Genomic DNA, 16155 nt, shown 5'->3' on the forward strand with positions numbered 1-16155 from the left:
GTCTGGTGTGCTACAGAATTTTCAACCATGAGACAGCTAAGAAAATATTTCCGTAACGAAAGAGAAGTGGAAAGAGACGAGATCTACATCAGCAGTTATTGGAAGCAAGGACGTACAGAAGATCAGCACAAAATTGACAAACGAAAAGACGCTGAAGAACAGGCTAAATAAATCAACGTAATATTAAACTGAGCGCATTGATTTTACTTAGTAATAAGATGATAATGATTCTCATTATTGTGCAATTGGAAATGGATTATGTTTGACGCGGTCAATAGTTTTGAGCTTTCATCAGCCTTCGAAAACAGTACCAATGAAAAAGTGAATAAACTGCTATTGGTAGAGGATGACCCAGATCTTAACTCTCAACTTTCGGCACTGTTGTCCTCTCAACAGTATGAAGTGACAAGCTACGAATCTGGTTCAAAGGCATTGGAATGTCTGAAAACTCATTCGTTTGATTTGATTATTCTGGATGTCGATTTACCGGATGTCGATGGGTTTGAACTTTTGAATTATGTTCGCGAACATTCCAGTACGCCAGTGGTCATGCTTACAGCCTACGGAGCGGAAGAACACCGAATCCGTGGGCTTCGGTTTGGCGCAGACGACTACGTATCTAAACCTTGCAGTTTTACTGAGCTTTGCCTGCGTATTGAAGGCATTTTGCGAAGAACTCAATCTCCGGGTAAACCTATCAGCAGTACTTCCAAACTTGCTCACGAAGAACTTGTTTTAAACAAGTACACCCAAATCGTGACGGTGAACGCTAACGATGAACCCACAGACGTTCAGTTGACCCCAATTCAATTCAAGCTTCTCTGGACTTTGGCTCAAAATAAGGGTCATGTTCAGTCTAAGCCTTATCTCTATCAGGCGGTTTTAGACCGAGATTTTTGCCAATACGACAGAAGTCTGGACATGCACCTAAGCCGCATTCGTAAAAAGCTGGTGGCAGAGGGTATGCCAACAAGCCGCATTAAAACCGTTCACGGTAAAGGTTATCTGTTTGTATGAAGAAAGTGCTTTTCTGGCGCCTGTTTATCATTTTGTCTCTAGGCGTCGTCATTTTTTTCTCGTTGCTTCATAGCGTTGCAATTTTATCCGAAGAAAAAATGAGTTACCTCAAGCAATCACACCGAGATGAGATTCTGGCTTGGGGGAGCAAAGCACAGACTTTGGTCGACGAAAACAAGATAGAAGAACTTGATCGCTGGCTTAATGAGTTAGCAATTGAAGAAGATACCTGGGCGACACTGGTTCGCTCACAAGTGGATGTTATTGGTGGAAACCCTCTGAACCAACGTTTTTTCGAAGGCTATGGAATAGGTCGAAATGTCGATTGGAAAATCCATCTTTATTTCCCCGATAACCCAATCATGGAAGTGGCGCTTTCCCAGGGGAATTACCACTTCCTTATTATTCTTCCAGACCGCATGCGACCAGGAACTTATATGTCCCACGCGTTCTGGCTGTTCCGGTTTGTTATCCCGTTTACCGCGTTACTTGCCCTGACTGTCTACATATACCGGTATGTCATGAAGCCTTTGCAGCGTTTTCATAGCGCAACACAGGAGTTCAGCAAGGGAAATTTCAATGAGCGGATCGGTGGTACCAGAACCAATGACGAATTTGGTGAAATTGCCAAAACGTTTGACGAAATGGCAGAGCGCACTTCCACGCTTATCGAACATCATCGGAATCTTATCAGCGACATGTCGCACGAAATTCGCACCCCCATCAGCCGAATAGAACTGGCTTTGAACTGTATCGAACGTGGAATAGACGTGAAAAGCATGTTTCACCGAATAGAGACTGAAGTTCGGAATATGCGACAACTAGCGGAAGATACACTCACTCTTGCCTGGATAGAGAATGAACGCCCGGATTTAAGAAGCGAGTCCTTTGATCTGGTGGAGCTGGTTGATTCCATCATCGATGACGCTTCTTTTGAATATCCCGACGCTAAAGTCACCGTATCCCTACCTGACAACCTGGTTTTGAATTTCTCAAGCCAAAGAGCACTTGGTCAAGCGATCGAGAACGTAATTCGAAACGGGCTTCGTTACACTCCGAAGCAGGGAGAATTTCATGTGTCAGCAGAAGTACGGGATAAACATGTCGTGCTTAAGATTCGTGATTCAGGCCCCGGTGTTCCAGACTCCATGCTTTCCCATATCTTTAAACCGTTTTTCAAGCTGAAACAGAAAAACAACGAGGGGAGAACTGGGTTTGGTGTTGGGTTGGCTCTGGCTAAGCGACACATTGAATCAGTTAAGGGAAAAATCACAGCAGTAAACAATGCAAAAGATGGCCTAGAAATGATAATTTCATTGCCACATGATGCATAAGTGTTTGATATGTAACACTTGTAAAAGTAATTTACTCAATATGGATGGGTAAGCAGAATTCACGGCGATAATAGTTCTCATTACCAATGGAGTTAGCTGTGAACTCAATTCTCCCATTCAAACTGACGCCTGTTGCTAGCGCGTTACTACTTGTGTCAACAGTGAGCGTTGCTCAAGACGATATTGAAGTTATCGAAGTCAAAGGCAGTCAACTAACCAAAGTCGACATTAGCATTGACCAAAGTGCATTAGAAAATGCACAGGCGAACGATCTTAATGATGTGTTCCGCAGAGAATCCGAAGTCAGCGTTGGCGGTTCGTCATCGGTGTCTCAAAAAATATATGTTCGTGGTATTGAAGATACCATGTTGAACGTTAGCGTCGATGGCGCAGAACAGTCGGGTAACTTGTTTCACCATCAGGGTCGATTGGCTGTAGAACCTGAACTGCTAAAGCAGGTAGACGTTAATGCTGGTGCCGGGCGTGCGACAGATGGTCCCGGAGCTTTAGGCGGTGCCGTTAAGTTTGTGACCAAAGATGCTCAGGATCTTCTAAAAGGAGATGAGCAGTTTGGCGGCAGTGTAAAAGCCGGTTATTACAGCAACAATAGCGGTTACAAAACTTCCGCGAGCCTTTACGGCAAAGTGTCGGAAGATTGGGGACTGCTTGCCAGTGCCACATATAAAGACAGTAAAAACATCGTTGATGGAAACGGCGAAGAACAGCTATACAGCGGTTCAAAACAACAAATTGCGCTGTTGAAATTGTCAGGAAACCTGACTGACACGCAGAAGCTTTCTGTTAGTTATGACTATAACAGTGACGATGGCGTAAAGCTGAATCGCCCGCATTGGGTTCCGAGCAAAAAGAACGCTTCATTGCAACAGGAAACGGGTCGTAAGACGTTTACGCTTAACCATGAAATTGCGGTTAACAACTACGTAAACCTAGATACAACCTTGTATACCAATGAGCAGACCCTGACGCATAAAGATCATCCTCGTTGGGGAACAAGCGCCGCGAGCATGAACACGTTTGGTGGCAAAGTGTTTAATACAAGTGTAATCGGAGCACATACCCTGGTAGTGGGTGTCGATTACAAACAGGACAAAGCCAAGCTTGGTACTGGCGGAAAAGACAGCACGGAAAAAGGCACCGTTTATGGGGTGTTTGCTCAAAATGACTGGCAAGCAACCGAGCAGTTACTGCTGACCCTTGGCGCGCGTTACGACACTTACAAATTGGTTGATACGCAGGATTTGAGTTTCGACTCTGCTGGATTCAGCCCGAATGTGGGTGCGACCTATACGGTTTTAGATGGTCTGGATGTGTTTGCCAGCTACGCAAAAGCATTCCGTGGTCAGCAAACGAAAGAGCTGTTTGTGCTGGATTACAGAAACAACGATCCAGAGCGTAAGCCAGAGAAGGCAACAAATGCCGAGGTAGGGCTTAAATACCACAACAATGGTTTCAGTGCCGGTATTACGCTGTTTGATAGCACGATTGAAGATGTGGTGAGCAACGAAGGCAAGGTGATGTCCAACGTTGGTAAGCTGACCAATAAAGGCGCCAATGCTTACGCAGGTTATCAGCTTGGTGATGTGTCTGCTTATGTGAGCTACGCCCAGTCAAGCCCTAAGCTGGACGGAGAACCGCTAACGGATGACAACATGACAGTTGGTACATCAGTTGGTGACACTTGGATACTGGATTTAGTGTACCAACCGCAAGATTCGATGGAATTTGGTTGGAACGCAAAATTGGTTGAGCGCTTGACGGAAACGGGCGACTCGCCAACCAAAAACGAGAAAGCGGGTTACGGAGTGCATGACTTGTATGCGCGCTGGATGCCACTTTCTGAAGAAGAACTAGCTTTGACCTTGTCGGTGAAGAACGTGTTTGACAAATACTACTTTGATCACGCCTCTTACTATGTTTATGGGGATAGCACTGTAGCACGTGGCTTTGCAAACGCTGGTCGAGACATCAGATTCAACGTGAGTTGGTCATTTTAGCCAACTTTTTAAAGCGAGCTAGGGTTAACAGACCCTAAAAATAGTGAACTAAGGAAAAACAATGAAAACGACGCAAACTCTACTGAAAAGTGCGCTGATTGGATTGAGCGTATTGTTTGCCAGTGTAGCTACAGCAAAAACCATTACTGTAGAACATCAAATGGGTAAAACGACGCTAGAATCAAAGCCTCAAAATGTGGTGGTTTTAGGTCAGGATAGCTTAGATGTTTTGGACGCAATTGGTGTAGAACCAGTAGGTGTTGTTAAAGCACACCTACCTAGCTACCTGTCCAAGTACAAAGGCGACAAGTATAAGGCGGCGGGTTCATTGTTTGAGCCTAACTTCGAAGCTATTTACAACATGAAGCCAGACCTGATCATCGTCTCTAACCGTAGCTCAGGTTCAATGGAAGAGCTGTCAAAGATTGCTCCAACGGTTCTTTTCCTTGCTGACTCAAAAGATTACTGGGGTTCTACTCAGAAAGCTTGGCGCATGCTAGGTAAAATTTTCGAGAAAGAGCAAAAAGTTGAAGAACTGATTGCAAGTCAGGACAAGCAAATCCAGGCGCTGAAAGCGGCGAACCAAGATGGTGATTCTCGTGCTCTGGCTATCATTACTAGTGGCGGTAAAGTGGCAGCATTTGGTGTGGAATCCCGTTACGGTTACATCCATTCGCTATTTGGTTTCAAACAAGCGGCAGATGGTATCGAAGCGAAATCTCACGGTGAGCACATCAGCTATGAGTACATCTCTAAAGCAAACCCAGATGTTCTGATTGTACTTGACCGAGATGAGGCGATTGGCGCATCTCAGGGTGAAGCGAGAAAGCAACTTGATAACGCGCTTATCAAGAAGACGAACGCTTACAAAAACAATAAAATTACTTATCTGAATGCACCTGTTTGGTACATCACTGCGAGTGGTGTAACAGCGACTCAAATCATGATCGATGACATGAAGAGAGCGCACGCAGCTAAATAAATGCTCAGGTAAGAAAAGTATAAAAAGGTCGCAGAATGCGACCTTTTTTATTTACTTTGACTTAAGCCTAAAACTGAACCATTGAGATTCGCTAGACTTTTGATTCTACCCGCTTTTGTAAATGATCAGTGTAGGAAAAGTTGATGGCTTCAGAAAAAGAAAAAATGCTTGCTGGTGAACTGTATCAGCCTTGGGATGACGAGATTCATTGTGAAAGAATTGCTTGTCGTCGCTGGTTACATCAATTGAACAATAGTTTGCCTAACAGTGAAGAATGGCAAGATGCCATCGAGTCACTTCTGCCTCAGGCAAAAGGGGAAGTCTACCTGGAGCCGCCGTTTTATTGCGACTACGGAAGCAATATTCTGGTGGGAGAGAATTTCTACGCAAACTTCGGATGCACCATTCTGGACGCCAATAGAGTAGTGATTGGCGACAATGTAATGCTTGCCCCTAATGTTCAAATCTATACCGCAACACACCCACTTGATGTGCGGACTCGTGTTACCGATTGCCTGGAATATGCGGAACCAATAAACATTGGAGATAACGTCTGGATAGGTGGTGCAAGTGTGATCTGCCCGGGTGTCACTATTGGAGAGAACAGCGTGATAGGAGCGGGTAGTGTGGTGACCAAAGACATTCCCGCCAACGTAGTTGCCGCGGGCAACCCCTGCAAGGTGATTCGTGAAATCGAACAATAGAAATTATACCCAAGCAACCTCAAGATGCTCGGTTCAGCGACTTTCTATTAAAGAATAGGGAACTGGCTTTTCAGACAAGAAACCGATTTGAAGGTTTAGTGGGTCTAAATCAAGAATCGGTAACGCAGTATGAAAGCCAGTTAAACTCACCCTTGGGAGCCCATATTCTGCCTCATTTCATTGTCAAAGAACTTGGAAATGACGCGTCATTCCGCTGCGTTCTTTTCCTTGAACAGAAACAGAATATGAGGCTCTGAATCATGTATCTTGAGGTCACTTGGGTATTAGCCGCCTAAGCTCCCTGCTTCCCAAAATAGTGATTCAACCAGCCTGATATTCGTGTGCCCCAGGATGTTTTTTCCTGATGTGGGTTATGGCTTTTGCCAATATAGAAGGCACGCATGTATTCCGTTCGAATGGTGTCTGGCTTTTCGCCAGTTACGCCAGTCAATATTTCAGCCGTTCGAGCGGCATGATCGTTTGCGAGGCTGAAATCCATCTGCAGGTAACCCTGTAGCATCAACCAAACCTTGGTACAAACGGTCAATTCAGTTGGCAGTTCCACACGAAATTTTTGTGCGTGCTCTTTCCCAACAGAATCCTCGATGATTTCATTCATACTATGAAGAGCGTCGCTCTGGGTCTCCAGGCTACTTGCTAACTCCATTTGCGCTTTGGTGAGCGTACCGAGCGCCATGTCAGATGGGCGCTTGTCTGGGTGAGTTTTACAAGCGTTTTCAAAGGTGGATTCCCAAGAAACCAGTAGTTTTTCCAATACACGCTGTTCATCCGCCTTCAATTCTAATGAAGACAAACCAGCTTCATCGAGCAGAGGTTTTAGCTCACTCATTGCTTTGGCTCTTGCAGAGTTTCCCATGTGATTTCGCAATCGCCATTGTCTGCAGTAACAAAGACAGAGTTCCCCGTTAGCATTACGGACAGATCCATCGTGCGGGTAACAAGCTCAGAGAGTGCGTCTATACCTTCCCAGTCAAATCGGGTGATGGTTGCATCTAGCATCCCAAATTTACCTTGGTTCTGTTCCCACCACACGTTTGACTTGGTATTGAAAGAGTAAACATGAACCTGCTTTGCAAGACGACGAGACTTTTTCACTCGCTCTACATCAGGTTCACCCACGTCAATCCACAGTTCAATTTGGTCGTCTAGGCTTTTCTTCCAAACGTCTGGTTCTTCAATAGTGGAAAGCCCTTTTGTAAATTCCAGACGTTCCTGAGCATTCAGACAAAACGCGATGACGCGCGCCATCATTCGCTGAGCATTTTCAGATGGATGTTGGGCGATAGTCAGGTTCAGTGAGTCGTAATGATCGCGATTCATGTCCGTCAGGTTGATACGGAATTTGTATATGGTTGGTTTAAGCGCCACGGCGGTAATCTTCTTAAGATGGGTATAAGGTTATATTACGTTATAACAAGCTGATTAGCTGAAAGAATGTAGGAAATTTGAAGCAGCGGGGCTTTGTCTGATTAAATTCCCGGCAGAAGAAGAGTAAATGTTGTACCAACGCCCGGTTCACTGGCGACTTCAATGGAACCTTTATGGTTTTTGATGATTTCGTAACTAATAGATAACCCGAGCCCGGTTCCTTTTCCCACTTCCTTGGTGGTGAAAAATGGTTCAAATATATGAGCAAGATCGGAATGGTGTATGCCTTTCCCGGTATCTCTGACTGTCACCTTAACCCAATCTCCATCGCCCATATCGATAGGCTCAGTGATGACGGTTAACTCACCTTTATCTGGTGTTGCGTGTTTAGCGTTAACAAATAAATTAATAAATACCTGCTGCAGCTGAGTAAATGAACCCTCTATGTCTGGGATATCTTCCAGCGTTTTATTCAGAGTGAGTGAATGTTTGATTTCGCTGTTCACTACCTTCAGTGCTGTCTCAATGCAGTCATTCAAATCAATAGGCATAAACTGCCCGGTTCCTTTGTGAGACGCCTTTTTGAAGTTATGAGATATTTCTTTGATCCTCTCCAGTCCTTGAGAGGTTTCGACAATGAGCTCTTTGATGTCATCGGTCAGGTGATTTATGTCGATCTTTTCACGGTAAGCGAGGTAGGATTTGAATCCTTGTTCATCCTCCTGACTCTGAATGGCAAGCTGATCCAGAGCGACCAAATCTTCGATGTATTCAGACAGCAGTTTGATGTTAGAAAGGGCAAAGCTGACGGGGTTATTAATCTCGTGCGTGACCCCCGCAGCCAGTTGCCCTATGGCTGCCATCTTTTCGTTATGAACCATTTGCTGTTGCAGCTTGTTGACATTATCCAGAGTGTCTTCGAGCGACTGGAGGCTTTGAAACAGTTCACGTGACTTGCTCTCAAGCAAAGCCTCTGCTTCTCGCCTTATCTTTTTCTCCCTTAGGTAAGCTCGCTTATAGGATTCGAGCTCACTGTTTTTGTTGACGTCTTCTTCTTGCATCCGCGCACTCCTGTTTATATGAAGTACGCTAGCGTAGTGTTGTTATGGCGCTCGTAATCGATCAATCGACGAAGCATCGGCTCATTGATTTCGCTGCCTTTCGTCAACATGGCTGAACCGTTTGGCAGGATCACGTCACGTTTCAGGATATCGCCTTCATTCAGTTCGTTAACACCCACACAGTATTCAATTTCATGAACCCCATCCTGAGGACGGTTTTTAAGTACCTGAATAAACGCTTTTACTGCGTCTCTGTCGTAGATGGTGCCGGAATTGGTTTGCAGGAAATTCTGAGCGGCGAAAGGCGACTTGTGCAGCTTATTATTATCACCAGCTACCATGTAGTCGTAATCTTTAACCACTCGCAAAATCCGTGAAGCGATAGGAATGTCCTGCCCTTTGAGATGACCGGGATAACCTGTTCCATCGAAGTTCTCATCCTGATGTCGAACCAGAGATGAGATGCTGTGGAAGCGAGGCAATTCCGAGATCAAATCTGCACCCAATTCAGGATTTGATGATGGTGCAACATGGCTTTGCTGGTAGTTCTGACCCAGATTGACATCTTTATCCGCACCAATAACACCAAGCTTGTGCATGATCCCGCACATGTAGGTTTGTTTGACCTGAGCTTCGTCCAGTTCAAACAGCAGTGCAACCTGCTTGGATTGATAGGCAACCCGCTCGATATCTTGAGCGTTACAACCCGTTCGGAAAGAAATCAATCCAGTGATCAGAGAGAGCACGTCCCTAAACAGACCGGATCGGCTTTTCAGTGTATTTTTCAGCTTTAAGTTGGAATCTTTCAGGGCTTCTGTCCGCAAGGCCACTTTCTCTTCCAGTGCCGTGTTGATTTGTGCCAGTTCATCGTTTTTATTGGCGAGTTCTTGTTGCAGACGATTTTTTTCTTCTTTTACTCGGTAAAATTCAAGCGATTGTTGGAGGGTAAATCTGAGATTGTCATTATCCCAAGGCTTGCTCAGGTAGGTACTGACTCCACCGTCATTAATCGCTCGCACCGTATCTTCCACATCGCTGTAACCGGTTAGCAATATGCGAACGGCTTCCGGTTGGATTTCTTTGGCGTATCCGAAGAAAGTCGCGCCATCCATATCGGGCATTTTCATGTCCGAAACGATAATGGCAACTTCCTGAGCCTCTAGGTAAGAAAGCGCTTCACTCGGCTCAGTGAAGGGATGTATCTCAAAGTCGCGTCTTAAAACACGAGTCAGTGCTTTAAGAATATCTGCCTCATCATCAAGCAGAACTAGCTTTGGTTTGCTGAGTGTGTCAAGTACGTTGATGTCTTCCATGGCACCTCCAATTTAAGTTCTTACCCTGATTAATCAATTTGTATGCCAGACTGAGTGTTTATCAGTAATTGCCTTTTAAAACATTTGGTTAGGCTTAACTATGTTCTTACTACTGGTAATTTCGTTTATTGAGAAACCCTTTGAATGTCTTCTTTTTCATATATCTACGGGAAATTTTTCATATTCGTTCTCATATTGCTTGTCTCTTTGAAATCAGCAGAAACTGCTTCTATCGGAAGCACTATGGTGAATGTAGAGCCTTGATGAAGCTGACTTTCTATTTCTATAGAGCCAGAATGCTGTTCAACGATATTGTGAGCGAGCGTAAGACCAAGCCCAGTACCATCACCGACTTTTCGGGTGGAATAGAAGGGGTCGAAGACTTGAGATATCTGGCTTGAAGCGATGCCTACACCGGTATCAGAGACTGCCACTTCGGCGTTGTCGCCATTGATGCGTGTTTCGACAGTTACTGTGCCTTGAGATCGCCCTTGAACAGCCTGCAAGGCATTTTTGAGTAAAGCGTTTACCGCTTGCTTTAATTCGGCATGGTGGCAGAGCAAGCGTGCGTTACTGCTGATTTCCGCCTGAATCTGTATGTCGCTTTGATACTCGTATTTGATTTGTTCGACACACTGCTTAACGATGTCATCCAGGCTGGCTTCCGCTTGTGGTGAATCCTTTTGATAGAGTGAGTAGCTTTTTAAACCATGAACGATATCGCGCACCCTATGGGCATTCGCCAGAGCATCGTTGAGCGTGTCAGCGAAGTCATTTTCGATAAAACTCATGTCGTTTTTCTCTACCCATTGACTCAACGCTGTTTTCAACTGCTCTCTACGTTCTTCGTCTTTTTCATTGATGATGGTGAATTGAAGCGTGACCAGAGTTTTGTAGCAATCAAGGTACTCAAGAGAAGTTTGTAGATTGCTGTCTACTGTTCCTATCGGGTTGTTGATTTCGTGGGCGAAGCCTGCGGCCATGGTTCCGATAGATGCCATCTTTTCACTTTGAACCAGTTTGCCCTGCATCTCTTTAAGCTGTCGGTTGTTGCGAACTAAGTGTTCATTGTTGGCTTTTAACTCAGCAGTTCGGGATTTTATCGTGACTTCAAGCGAGCTGTTCAAGGATTCGAGCTGCTCCTGGTAACTTCGGCTGGTTTCTTCGGATTTTCCTAGTTGCGCCACCATGAAATTGAAGGCTTGCGCTAAGTGAGAAATTTCATCGTTTCCGGTGTCGTTAACCTTAATGTTTCTCTCGCCGTGGGCTATCTTATCGGCCGCCTTTTCCAGATAAGTGAGCCGTTTGGTAAGAAAGGCGCCTAAGATGTACGAGAAAAGGGCAACCAGAGCCATCTCACCCATAACAATGAAGAAACTCCATTTCTGAGCTTCCTTGATTTGTTTGTTCAGGGCGCTCATATCCAGACCTATCTGTACATCGCCGTAAGTAATGCCAGCTTCCTGGATCGGATAGGCAACATCGAAAATGCCATCAGTGACCAGCTCCGCTTTCATTTCAGGTTTGGTATAGTTGCTGAGAAGCTCTTCATCCCCTAACGCAGCGAGTGTTTTTCCATTTTTGCCAAGGACTCTTACGTAAAGCAGATCTGGATTGGTCATCAATTCTTGTGTATACGCTTCAAGTGATGCCAAATCCCAGGAAAGGACGGCATCTTTTACAGTACTGGCAAACAAATTTGCTGTCGTTTCGGCACGTTTGGTGAGCCCGTCGTAGTTGGTGCTTTTGAGGTAATCCAACGTAAGCATAACCAGTAAAGCCAGTAAAACAGCTTCAATCAACGCGATACCAAAGATGGTTTTGAGCCGCAACGACATAAAAATCAGTTCTCCAACAAGTGGTCGAGAAGTTTGATTTCGAGTGATCGCACGTCATCCCAATCACTGTCTTTAGCTTGTGTTATTCCTTTGAAATTGACGCTTTTTAATAGCACTTTCCCTTTCGGGTCTTCAGACATTTCCACCATGGCTTTAGAAATGCTTGCCAGTATTTCAGGATCGAGGTCTGGAGAAGCAGCAAAAGCGTGAGGCGTATATCCCGGAGTGTCCCAAAGTACTTTTAGCGATTCCCGTACCTCTGGTGCCGTATTGTTAAATGTACGGTAGACACCACCGCCGGCGGGAAAGATTCCTTTAGAAACGGCGAGATATACGGAATCGTGAGAGGAAACGTAGTTGGGGGTGAAGTCTATGCCGTCTTGGCTCATTTTTGCTCTGGGCAGTACGCTTGCGGCAAAAGCAGCGGGGGAAGGGAATGCGAGTTGTTGAGTGTTCAATTCAGCGAGTTTGGTTATGTCGCTGTCTTTGCGAACTATCATAATGCCTTTAATTTTCTTGTTGGTCTGCTTGGCAAAGGCATCGTACCCGGGCTTCTGACTGAACACGGTGTAGTGATAAGGGTTCATGTAGGCGACATCGTACTCATCGTTGAGCAATCGCTTTTCGAAAGTTGGAATATCCTTAGCTGTGGCAAAGGTGATGTTGTGACCCGTCTTTTCACTTAAATATAGGAAGATAGGTCCCCATTTAGCGGCGAGTTTTTTTGCTGACTGCTGCGGTACAATGCCAAAAGATACTTCTGCAGCTTGTCCGTAAACAGGCAACCCCAAAAGAGCCAATAGCAAACCCCGAGAAAAATTATTCATCATATTTCCTATCATTATTCCTAACCCACTAATAATAAAAGGATAGGACATAACCCTGACTTTGGAAATTTGAAGCGTTACACGTGTCACAGATTACTTCATTGTTCTCTTTCTAGCTCACTACGATCTACAGGCTCTGGCAACCGCATGCTGTTTCCAGAATAATCTATTGATATGCAACACAAACAACTCAAAATACGAACAGTTGTGTCTTTGATTGATGCCTTGATTCAGCAATACTGAGATGGTGTGCACAAAATTACACTTTGCGGCGTATGCATTTGCATCAAACTTTGCTGTTAGATCGAATGCCTTAAGGCTTTGTAAAGATGATAAAAAGCACAATAAAAATTAGCAGGCTAGGATTCCAAGGAGCATGAATGGCAGCAACAGAAAATCAGGAAAGTTTGTTTCAGTGGCAACGTGTTAAACGATTTAACTTTACGATCTGGACGGTATTAGGCGGTACCCTTCTGGCAAGAACCACTTATTTTATGGCCTGGCCGTATCTGATCGTCTTTCTTTATCAGGATTACAACGCTTCTGCATTGGAAGTGGGAAGCATGCTAGCCGCATCGGCGGTGGTCGGCGTGGTTTCTGGTCTCTATTCGGGTTATTTGTCTGACAAGTTTGGACGAAAATGGGTGATGATCTCCGGAAGCTTAATCGCGGTACTGGCGTATGGTGGAATAGGGGTTGCCAGTGAAATATGGCAGTTCTTTGTATTGTTGATGCTTTGTGGATTGATGAGATCCATGATTGAAGCGCCAGCGAAAGCGGTGATAGGGGATAACCTGTCCGACGGGAAAGACAGGGAGTTGGCTCTTAATATCCGTTACTTCGTACTGAATTTGGGTGGAGCAATTGGACCTTTAATTGGTATTTCACTGGCGTTGGCAGCACCTCAAAAATTGTTTCTAGTGACTGGTATTTCCTACCTGATTTTTGCTCTATGGCTATGGTTAAGCTTCGCCCGCTTCCCGGAAAAAAGAAACCAAGAAGACTGTGAAGTTCCTGATTTTAAAGCCACGATAAAAGTGATTGCACGAGATAAGATTTTCCAGATTCTTCTTATTGCCAACCTGACGATGATGTTTGTTTACGCGCAATTAGAGTCTTCACTTCCACAAGTATTAGTTCGAAGCTCTGTTGCGGATGCCGCGACCTTAATTGCGAGCCTAGTTCTGGTTAACACCCTGACGATCATTGTATTTCAATTTCCTATGCTTAAGCTGATGGAAAAAGTGCCTCTTTTTAAAAGAACACAAATCGGAATGGTATTGATGGGCGTGGGAATGGTTGGATTTATTGCTACTCCGGAAGATTGGGCAATAGGCTGGGGTATGGCTTGCTTTATTATAAGCTTAGGCGAAGTCATTGCCTTCCCAACACTAAGTGTTCAGATAGACCAACTTGCGCCCGAGCATTTAAGGGGTTCTTACTTTGGAGCCGCTGCCCTTTATTCCCTAGGATTCGCAATCGCTCCTTTGGTTGGAGGAGCCATGCTCGACAAGCTTGATGCAGACTGGTTATGGGCACTGTGTGGGTTGCTGTGTTTGATCATGATTTGGTTATACAGGCTGGTAGAAGCAAGGACTGTAAAACAAGAAGACTTGCAAGAAACACTAGCAAACACCTGACAATCTGAGGTTTCTCTGCGTTACGATAGGGATATCGGATATTGAAAGAGAATATGCATGTATAAGATTTTTGCAGTTGTACTGATTGGGATTGGCATCGCTATTGGCGTGGTATTTGGAGAGGACATCAAATCGGCAATAGAAGGCGCCCCTTACGAAAATGCGAGGGAGTCAGTGGAAGATGCCGCTGGCGATCTTGCCGATAAGGCGGGTGATTTAATCGACAGCGCAAAAGATGCATTGGAATAAAGTAAGGGGCGAAAGCCCTAATGCCGATCAGTTAAGACGTTAATCGGCAGGTCAATTGAATGTTCCTACCAGTTTGTAAAAATCCGATAGACTCTGTTTATCGGATTTTTTATACACGTTTCTCAAGCTCTCGACATCATTAATCGTTACAAAGCAAGTTGAGACACTCGCTGATCTCCTAAAAAAACAGTGCCGCTCACCTAAGTGAACGGCATTAGAGCTGGAACTCTCTTTAGTGTCGGGTTGTTTACATCGGTTTAACAACCGTGATTAATCTTCTTGTCGTAGAACTTTTGCCAATAAGGATAACGCCGCCGCAAGCAATACAATGTCTTTTAAGAGGAATTGACCCGGTACGACAGAGATTGCTGGGAAGCCACCTAAGCTTGCTTCGGCGATTGGCGCGGTAAACAGAAAGCTTGTTGTAACGGCAAAGATAACCGTTGCACTAGCAGCACCGACAAGTGCAAACACACGATGTACTGGCGCGAGCAACAAAGCAACCGCGGTTGCCACTTCAACCAAACCGATGAGGTTAGAAGCACCTTGTAAGCTGAAGATACTGTACAACCAACTGGTCAGTGGGCTTGATGCCACAAGACCTTGGATTGCATTTGCTTCATAGCTGGTAAACTTCATTGCCCCGATCCATGCCAGGACGATGATGATAGAAAAACGTACCGCGTGATCAGAAATGCTGGTCAATGACTGTGTACCTGTTACTCGATGATCTATGGTGTTATTGATAGTTGTCATGGTCTTATTCCTTATCATTTCTTTGTGCTATTTGGCGTTGTGCGTGATGCCTTGGCGCTCTAATATCTGTTCAAAATCGCCACTTCTGATGCTGGCGACTAAATCATCGTTTCCGCCAACATGATGGTCACCGACAAAAATCTGTGGAACAGTTCGTCGTTGGCTACGGTTTTTCATCTCGTTTAGTCGCGTTGGGTTATCACTGACTTCAATTTCTCGATAGGTTAAACCTAAGCGCTTTAAAGTGTGCTTTGCGGCTTTGCAATGAGGGCAGTAGTGTTTGGTATAAATTTCGATTTTTGCCATGGTGTTTCTCCGCTTGTTGTCTGTAGGGTTAATTTAGCTGTTGCGGTAAATACTATCTATGCATGATAATCTTGATTTAATACACAGATCGTCTAGCTAACCTCTCATCCCGAGTTCAGGTTAGTTAAGGGAGAGGCTAAATATGGAAGTGATGAGCGACATGCTGCGCGCGATTCGTGTCGTCGGCAGCGTCTATTTTTGCAGTCAGGTGGAAGCGCCTTGGAGTAAAACCTTTAACGACCTAGAGCACGCCAGTTTTCATTTAATTCGACGCGGTGGTTGCTGGGCGATTATTGATGATCAAGTGGAACGATTGGAAGCGGGAGATTTGATCTTCTTAGGTCCAGGGCAAGACCACGTATTGTCGAGTCAATCTCCAGATAGAGATCAGCCTGACTTAGAAGAACCAACGCTGTTACTTTGTGGTTCTTTTAGCTATACGCGAACAGTAACGACGCCGTTATTGGAGATCTTTCCTCGGGTGACGATAGTGCGTGATAAAGACTTAGCGCAATATCCTTGGTTGCGAAGCACATTTGATCAGTTGAGTTCAGAGTACCTATCTCAAGGACCAGGCCCAGAGCTTATCGTCAATAAGCTGACCGAAATTATCTTGGTCGAACTGATTCGAATTAACTTTGGTCGAGAGCAAAAAAGCCCGTTTCTAGAAGCGCTGAACGACAAACGTATTTCTCGTGCTCTGCAACTGTTGCATGACCATCCT

General features: G+C 44.9%; 17 protein-coding genes. 9 read left to right on the plus strand and 8 right to left on the minus strand.

Annotation, left to right across the window (positions count from 1 at the left end):
• The 6 genes from RH89_RS03365 to RH89_RS03390 form a co-directional block, all read left to right on the plus strand.
• A partial coding sequence (locus tag RH89_RS03365; protein WP_004398890.1) for an SIP domain-containing protein occupies positions 1-171 on the plus strand: 171 nt, incomplete at its 5' end.
• Positions 172-258: 87 nt separating this feature from the next.
• Positions 259-1017: a response regulator transcription factor gene (locus RH89_RS03370; protein WP_004398893.1), complete on the plus strand. Its 759-nt coding sequence runs from the start codon at positions 259-261 to the stop codon at positions 1015-1017.
• Positions 1014-2351 carry a sensor histidine kinase gene (locus RH89_RS03375; RefSeq protein WP_004398896.1) on the plus strand — a complete coding sequence of 446 codons (1338 nt, stop codon included), beginning with the start codon at positions 1014-1016 and terminating at the stop codon, positions 2349-2351. The genes RH89_RS03370 and RH89_RS03375 overlap by 4 nt, the downstream gene beginning before the upstream one ends.
• Positions 2352-2449: 98 nt before the next feature.
• On the plus strand, positions 2450-4366 hold the full coding sequence (locus RH89_RS03380; RefSeq protein WP_004398897.1) for a TonB-dependent receptor domain-containing protein: 1917 nt from the start codon (positions 2450-2452) through the stop codon (positions 4364-4366).
• Positions 4367-4427: 61 nt separating this feature from the next.
• Positions 4428-5348, plus strand: coding sequence for a siderophore ABC transporter substrate-binding protein (locus tag RH89_RS03385; RefSeq protein ID WP_004398899.1), 921 nt, complete (start codon positions 4428-4430; stop codon positions 5346-5348).
• Positions 5349-5491: 143 nt separating this feature from the next.
• Complete coding sequence (locus tag RH89_RS03390) at positions 5492-6052, plus strand: sugar O-acetyltransferase (RefSeq protein ID WP_004398904.1); 561 nt, start codon at positions 5492-5494, stop codon at positions 6050-6052.
• Between the two features lie 292 nt (positions 6053-6344).
• On the opposite strand, the gene RH89_RS28605 is transcribed toward RH89_RS03390, so the two are convergent.
• The 6 genes from RH89_RS28605 to RH89_RS03420 form a co-directional block, all read right to left on the minus strand.
• On the minus strand, positions 6345-6902 hold the full coding sequence (locus tag RH89_RS28605) for a hypothetical protein (protein ID WP_004398905.1): 558 nt from the start codon (positions 6900-6902) through the stop codon (positions 6345-6347).
• Positions 6899-7441, minus strand: coding sequence for a YaeQ family protein (locus RH89_RS03400; protein WP_004398906.1), 543 nt, complete (start codon positions 7439-7441; stop codon positions 6899-6901). Before RH89_RS03400 ends, RH89_RS28605 begins: the two co-directional genes overlap by 4 nt.
• A 101-nt stretch (positions 7442-7542) precedes the next feature.
• Entirely contained in the window at positions 7543-8502 is a 960-nt protein-coding gene (locus tag RH89_RS03405) for a sensor histidine kinase (RefSeq protein WP_004398910.1), read from the minus strand.
• A gap of 14 nt (positions 8503-8516) precedes the next feature.
• Positions 8517-9815, minus strand: coding sequence for a response regulator c-di-GMP phosphodiesterase, NosR family (gene nosR / locus RH89_RS03410; protein ID WP_004398911.1), 1299 nt, complete (start codon positions 9813-9815; stop codon positions 8517-8519).
• A 164-nt stretch (positions 9816-9979) separates the two neighbouring features.
• Positions 9980-11653: an ATP-binding protein gene (locus RH89_RS03415; protein WP_004398914.1), complete on the minus strand. Its 1674-nt coding sequence runs from the start codon at positions 11651-11653 to the stop codon at positions 9980-9982.
• A 5-nt stretch (positions 11654-11658) separates the two neighbouring features.
• Positions 11659-12480 (minus strand): phosphate/phosphite/phosphonate ABC transporter substrate-binding protein, encoded by an 822-nt coding sequence (locus tag RH89_RS03420; RefSeq protein ID WP_004398916.1) that lies wholly within the window; start codon positions 12478-12480, stop codon positions 11659-11661.
• A 380-nt stretch (positions 12481-12860) separates the two neighbouring features.
• On the opposite strand from RH89_RS03420, the gene RH89_RS03425 reads away from it, so the two are divergent.
• Together RH89_RS03425 and RH89_RS03430 are read left to right on the plus strand one after the other, a co-directional pair.
• Positions 12861-14120, plus strand: a complete 1260-nt coding sequence (locus tag RH89_RS03425; RefSeq protein ID WP_004398917.1) for an MDR family MFS transporter — start codon at positions 12861-12863, stop codon at positions 14118-14120.
• A 57-nt stretch (positions 14121-14177) separates the two neighbouring features.
• Complete coding sequence (locus RH89_RS03430) at positions 14178-14369, plus strand: hypothetical protein (RefSeq protein WP_004398919.1); 192 nt, start codon at positions 14178-14180, stop codon at positions 14367-14369.
• Between the two features lie 270 nt (positions 14370-14639).
• On the opposite strand, the gene RH89_RS03435 is transcribed toward RH89_RS03430, so the two are convergent.
• Together RH89_RS03435 and grxC are read right to left on the minus strand one after the other, a co-directional pair.
• Positions 14640-15125, minus strand: coding sequence for a YkgB family protein (locus RH89_RS03435; protein WP_004398921.1), 486 nt, complete (start codon positions 15123-15125; stop codon positions 14640-14642).
• 27 nt (positions 15126-15152) lie between these two features.
• A complete protein-coding gene (gene grxC / locus RH89_RS03440) occupies positions 15153-15431 on the minus strand; it encodes a glutaredoxin 3 (RefSeq protein ID WP_004398922.1) in 279 nt (92 codons plus the stop codon).
• A gap of 142 nt (positions 15432-15573) precedes the next feature.
• On the opposite strand from grxC, the gene RH89_RS03445 reads away from it, so the two are divergent.
• On the plus strand, positions 15574-16155 hold a 582-nt coding region (locus tag RH89_RS03445; protein WP_004398924.1), incomplete at its 3' end, for a cupin domain-containing protein.

The sequence above is a fragment of the Vibrio nigripulchritudo ATCC 27043 genome (assembly GCF_000222685.1).
GTDB classification, from domain to species: Bacteria; Pseudomonadota; Gammaproteobacteria; order Enterobacterales; family Vibrionaceae; genus Vibrio; species Vibrio nigripulchritudo.

Coding starts and splice junctions, on each gene's coding strand:
- grxC (WP_004398922.1), bottom strand. CDS start 15,431: ATGGCAAAAATCGAAATTTATACCAAACACTACTGCCCTCATTGCAAA.
- RH89_RS03375 (WP_004398896.1), top strand. CDS start 1,014: ATGAAGAAAGTGCTTTTCTGGCGCCTGTTTATCATTTTGTCTCTAGGC.
- RH89_RS03405 (WP_004398910.1), bottom strand. CDS start 8,502: ATGCAAGAAGAAGACGTCAACAAAAACAGTGAGCTCGAATCCTATAAG.
- RH89_RS03435 (WP_004398921.1), bottom strand. CDS start 15,125: ATGACAACTATCAATAACACCATAGATCATCGAGTAACAGGTACACAG.
- RH89_RS28605 (WP_004398905.1), bottom strand. CDS start 6,902: ATGAGTGAGCTAAAACCTCTGCTCGATGAAGCTGGTTTGTCTTCATTA.
- RH89_RS03430 (WP_004398919.1), top strand. CDS start 14,178: ATGTATAAGATTTTTGCAGTTGTACTGATTGGGATTGGCATCGCTATT.
- RH89_RS03420 (WP_004398916.1), bottom strand. CDS start 12,480: ATGAATAATTTTTCTCGGGGTTTGCTATTGGCTCTTTTGGGGTTGCCT.
- RH89_RS03415 (WP_004398914.1), bottom strand. CDS start 11,653: ATGTCGTTGCGGCTCAAAACCATCTTTGGTATCGCGTTGATTGAAGCT.
- RH89_RS03385 (WP_004398899.1), top strand. CDS start 4,428: ATGAAAACGACGCAAACTCTACTGAAAAGTGCGCTGATTGGATTGAGC.
- RH89_RS03370 (WP_004398893.1), top strand. CDS start 259: ATGTTTGACGCGGTCAATAGTTTTGAGCTTTCATCAGCCTTCGAAAAC.
- RH89_RS03425 (WP_004398917.1), top strand. CDS start 12,861: ATGGCAGCAACAGAAAATCAGGAAAGTTTGTTTCAGTGGCAACGTGTT.
- RH89_RS03390 (WP_004398904.1), top strand. CDS start 5,492: ATGGCTTCAGAAAAAGAAAAAATGCTTGCTGGTGAACTGTATCAGCCT.
- nosR (WP_004398911.1), bottom strand. CDS start 9,815: ATGGAAGACATCAACGTACTTGACACACTCAGCAAACCAAAGCTAGTT.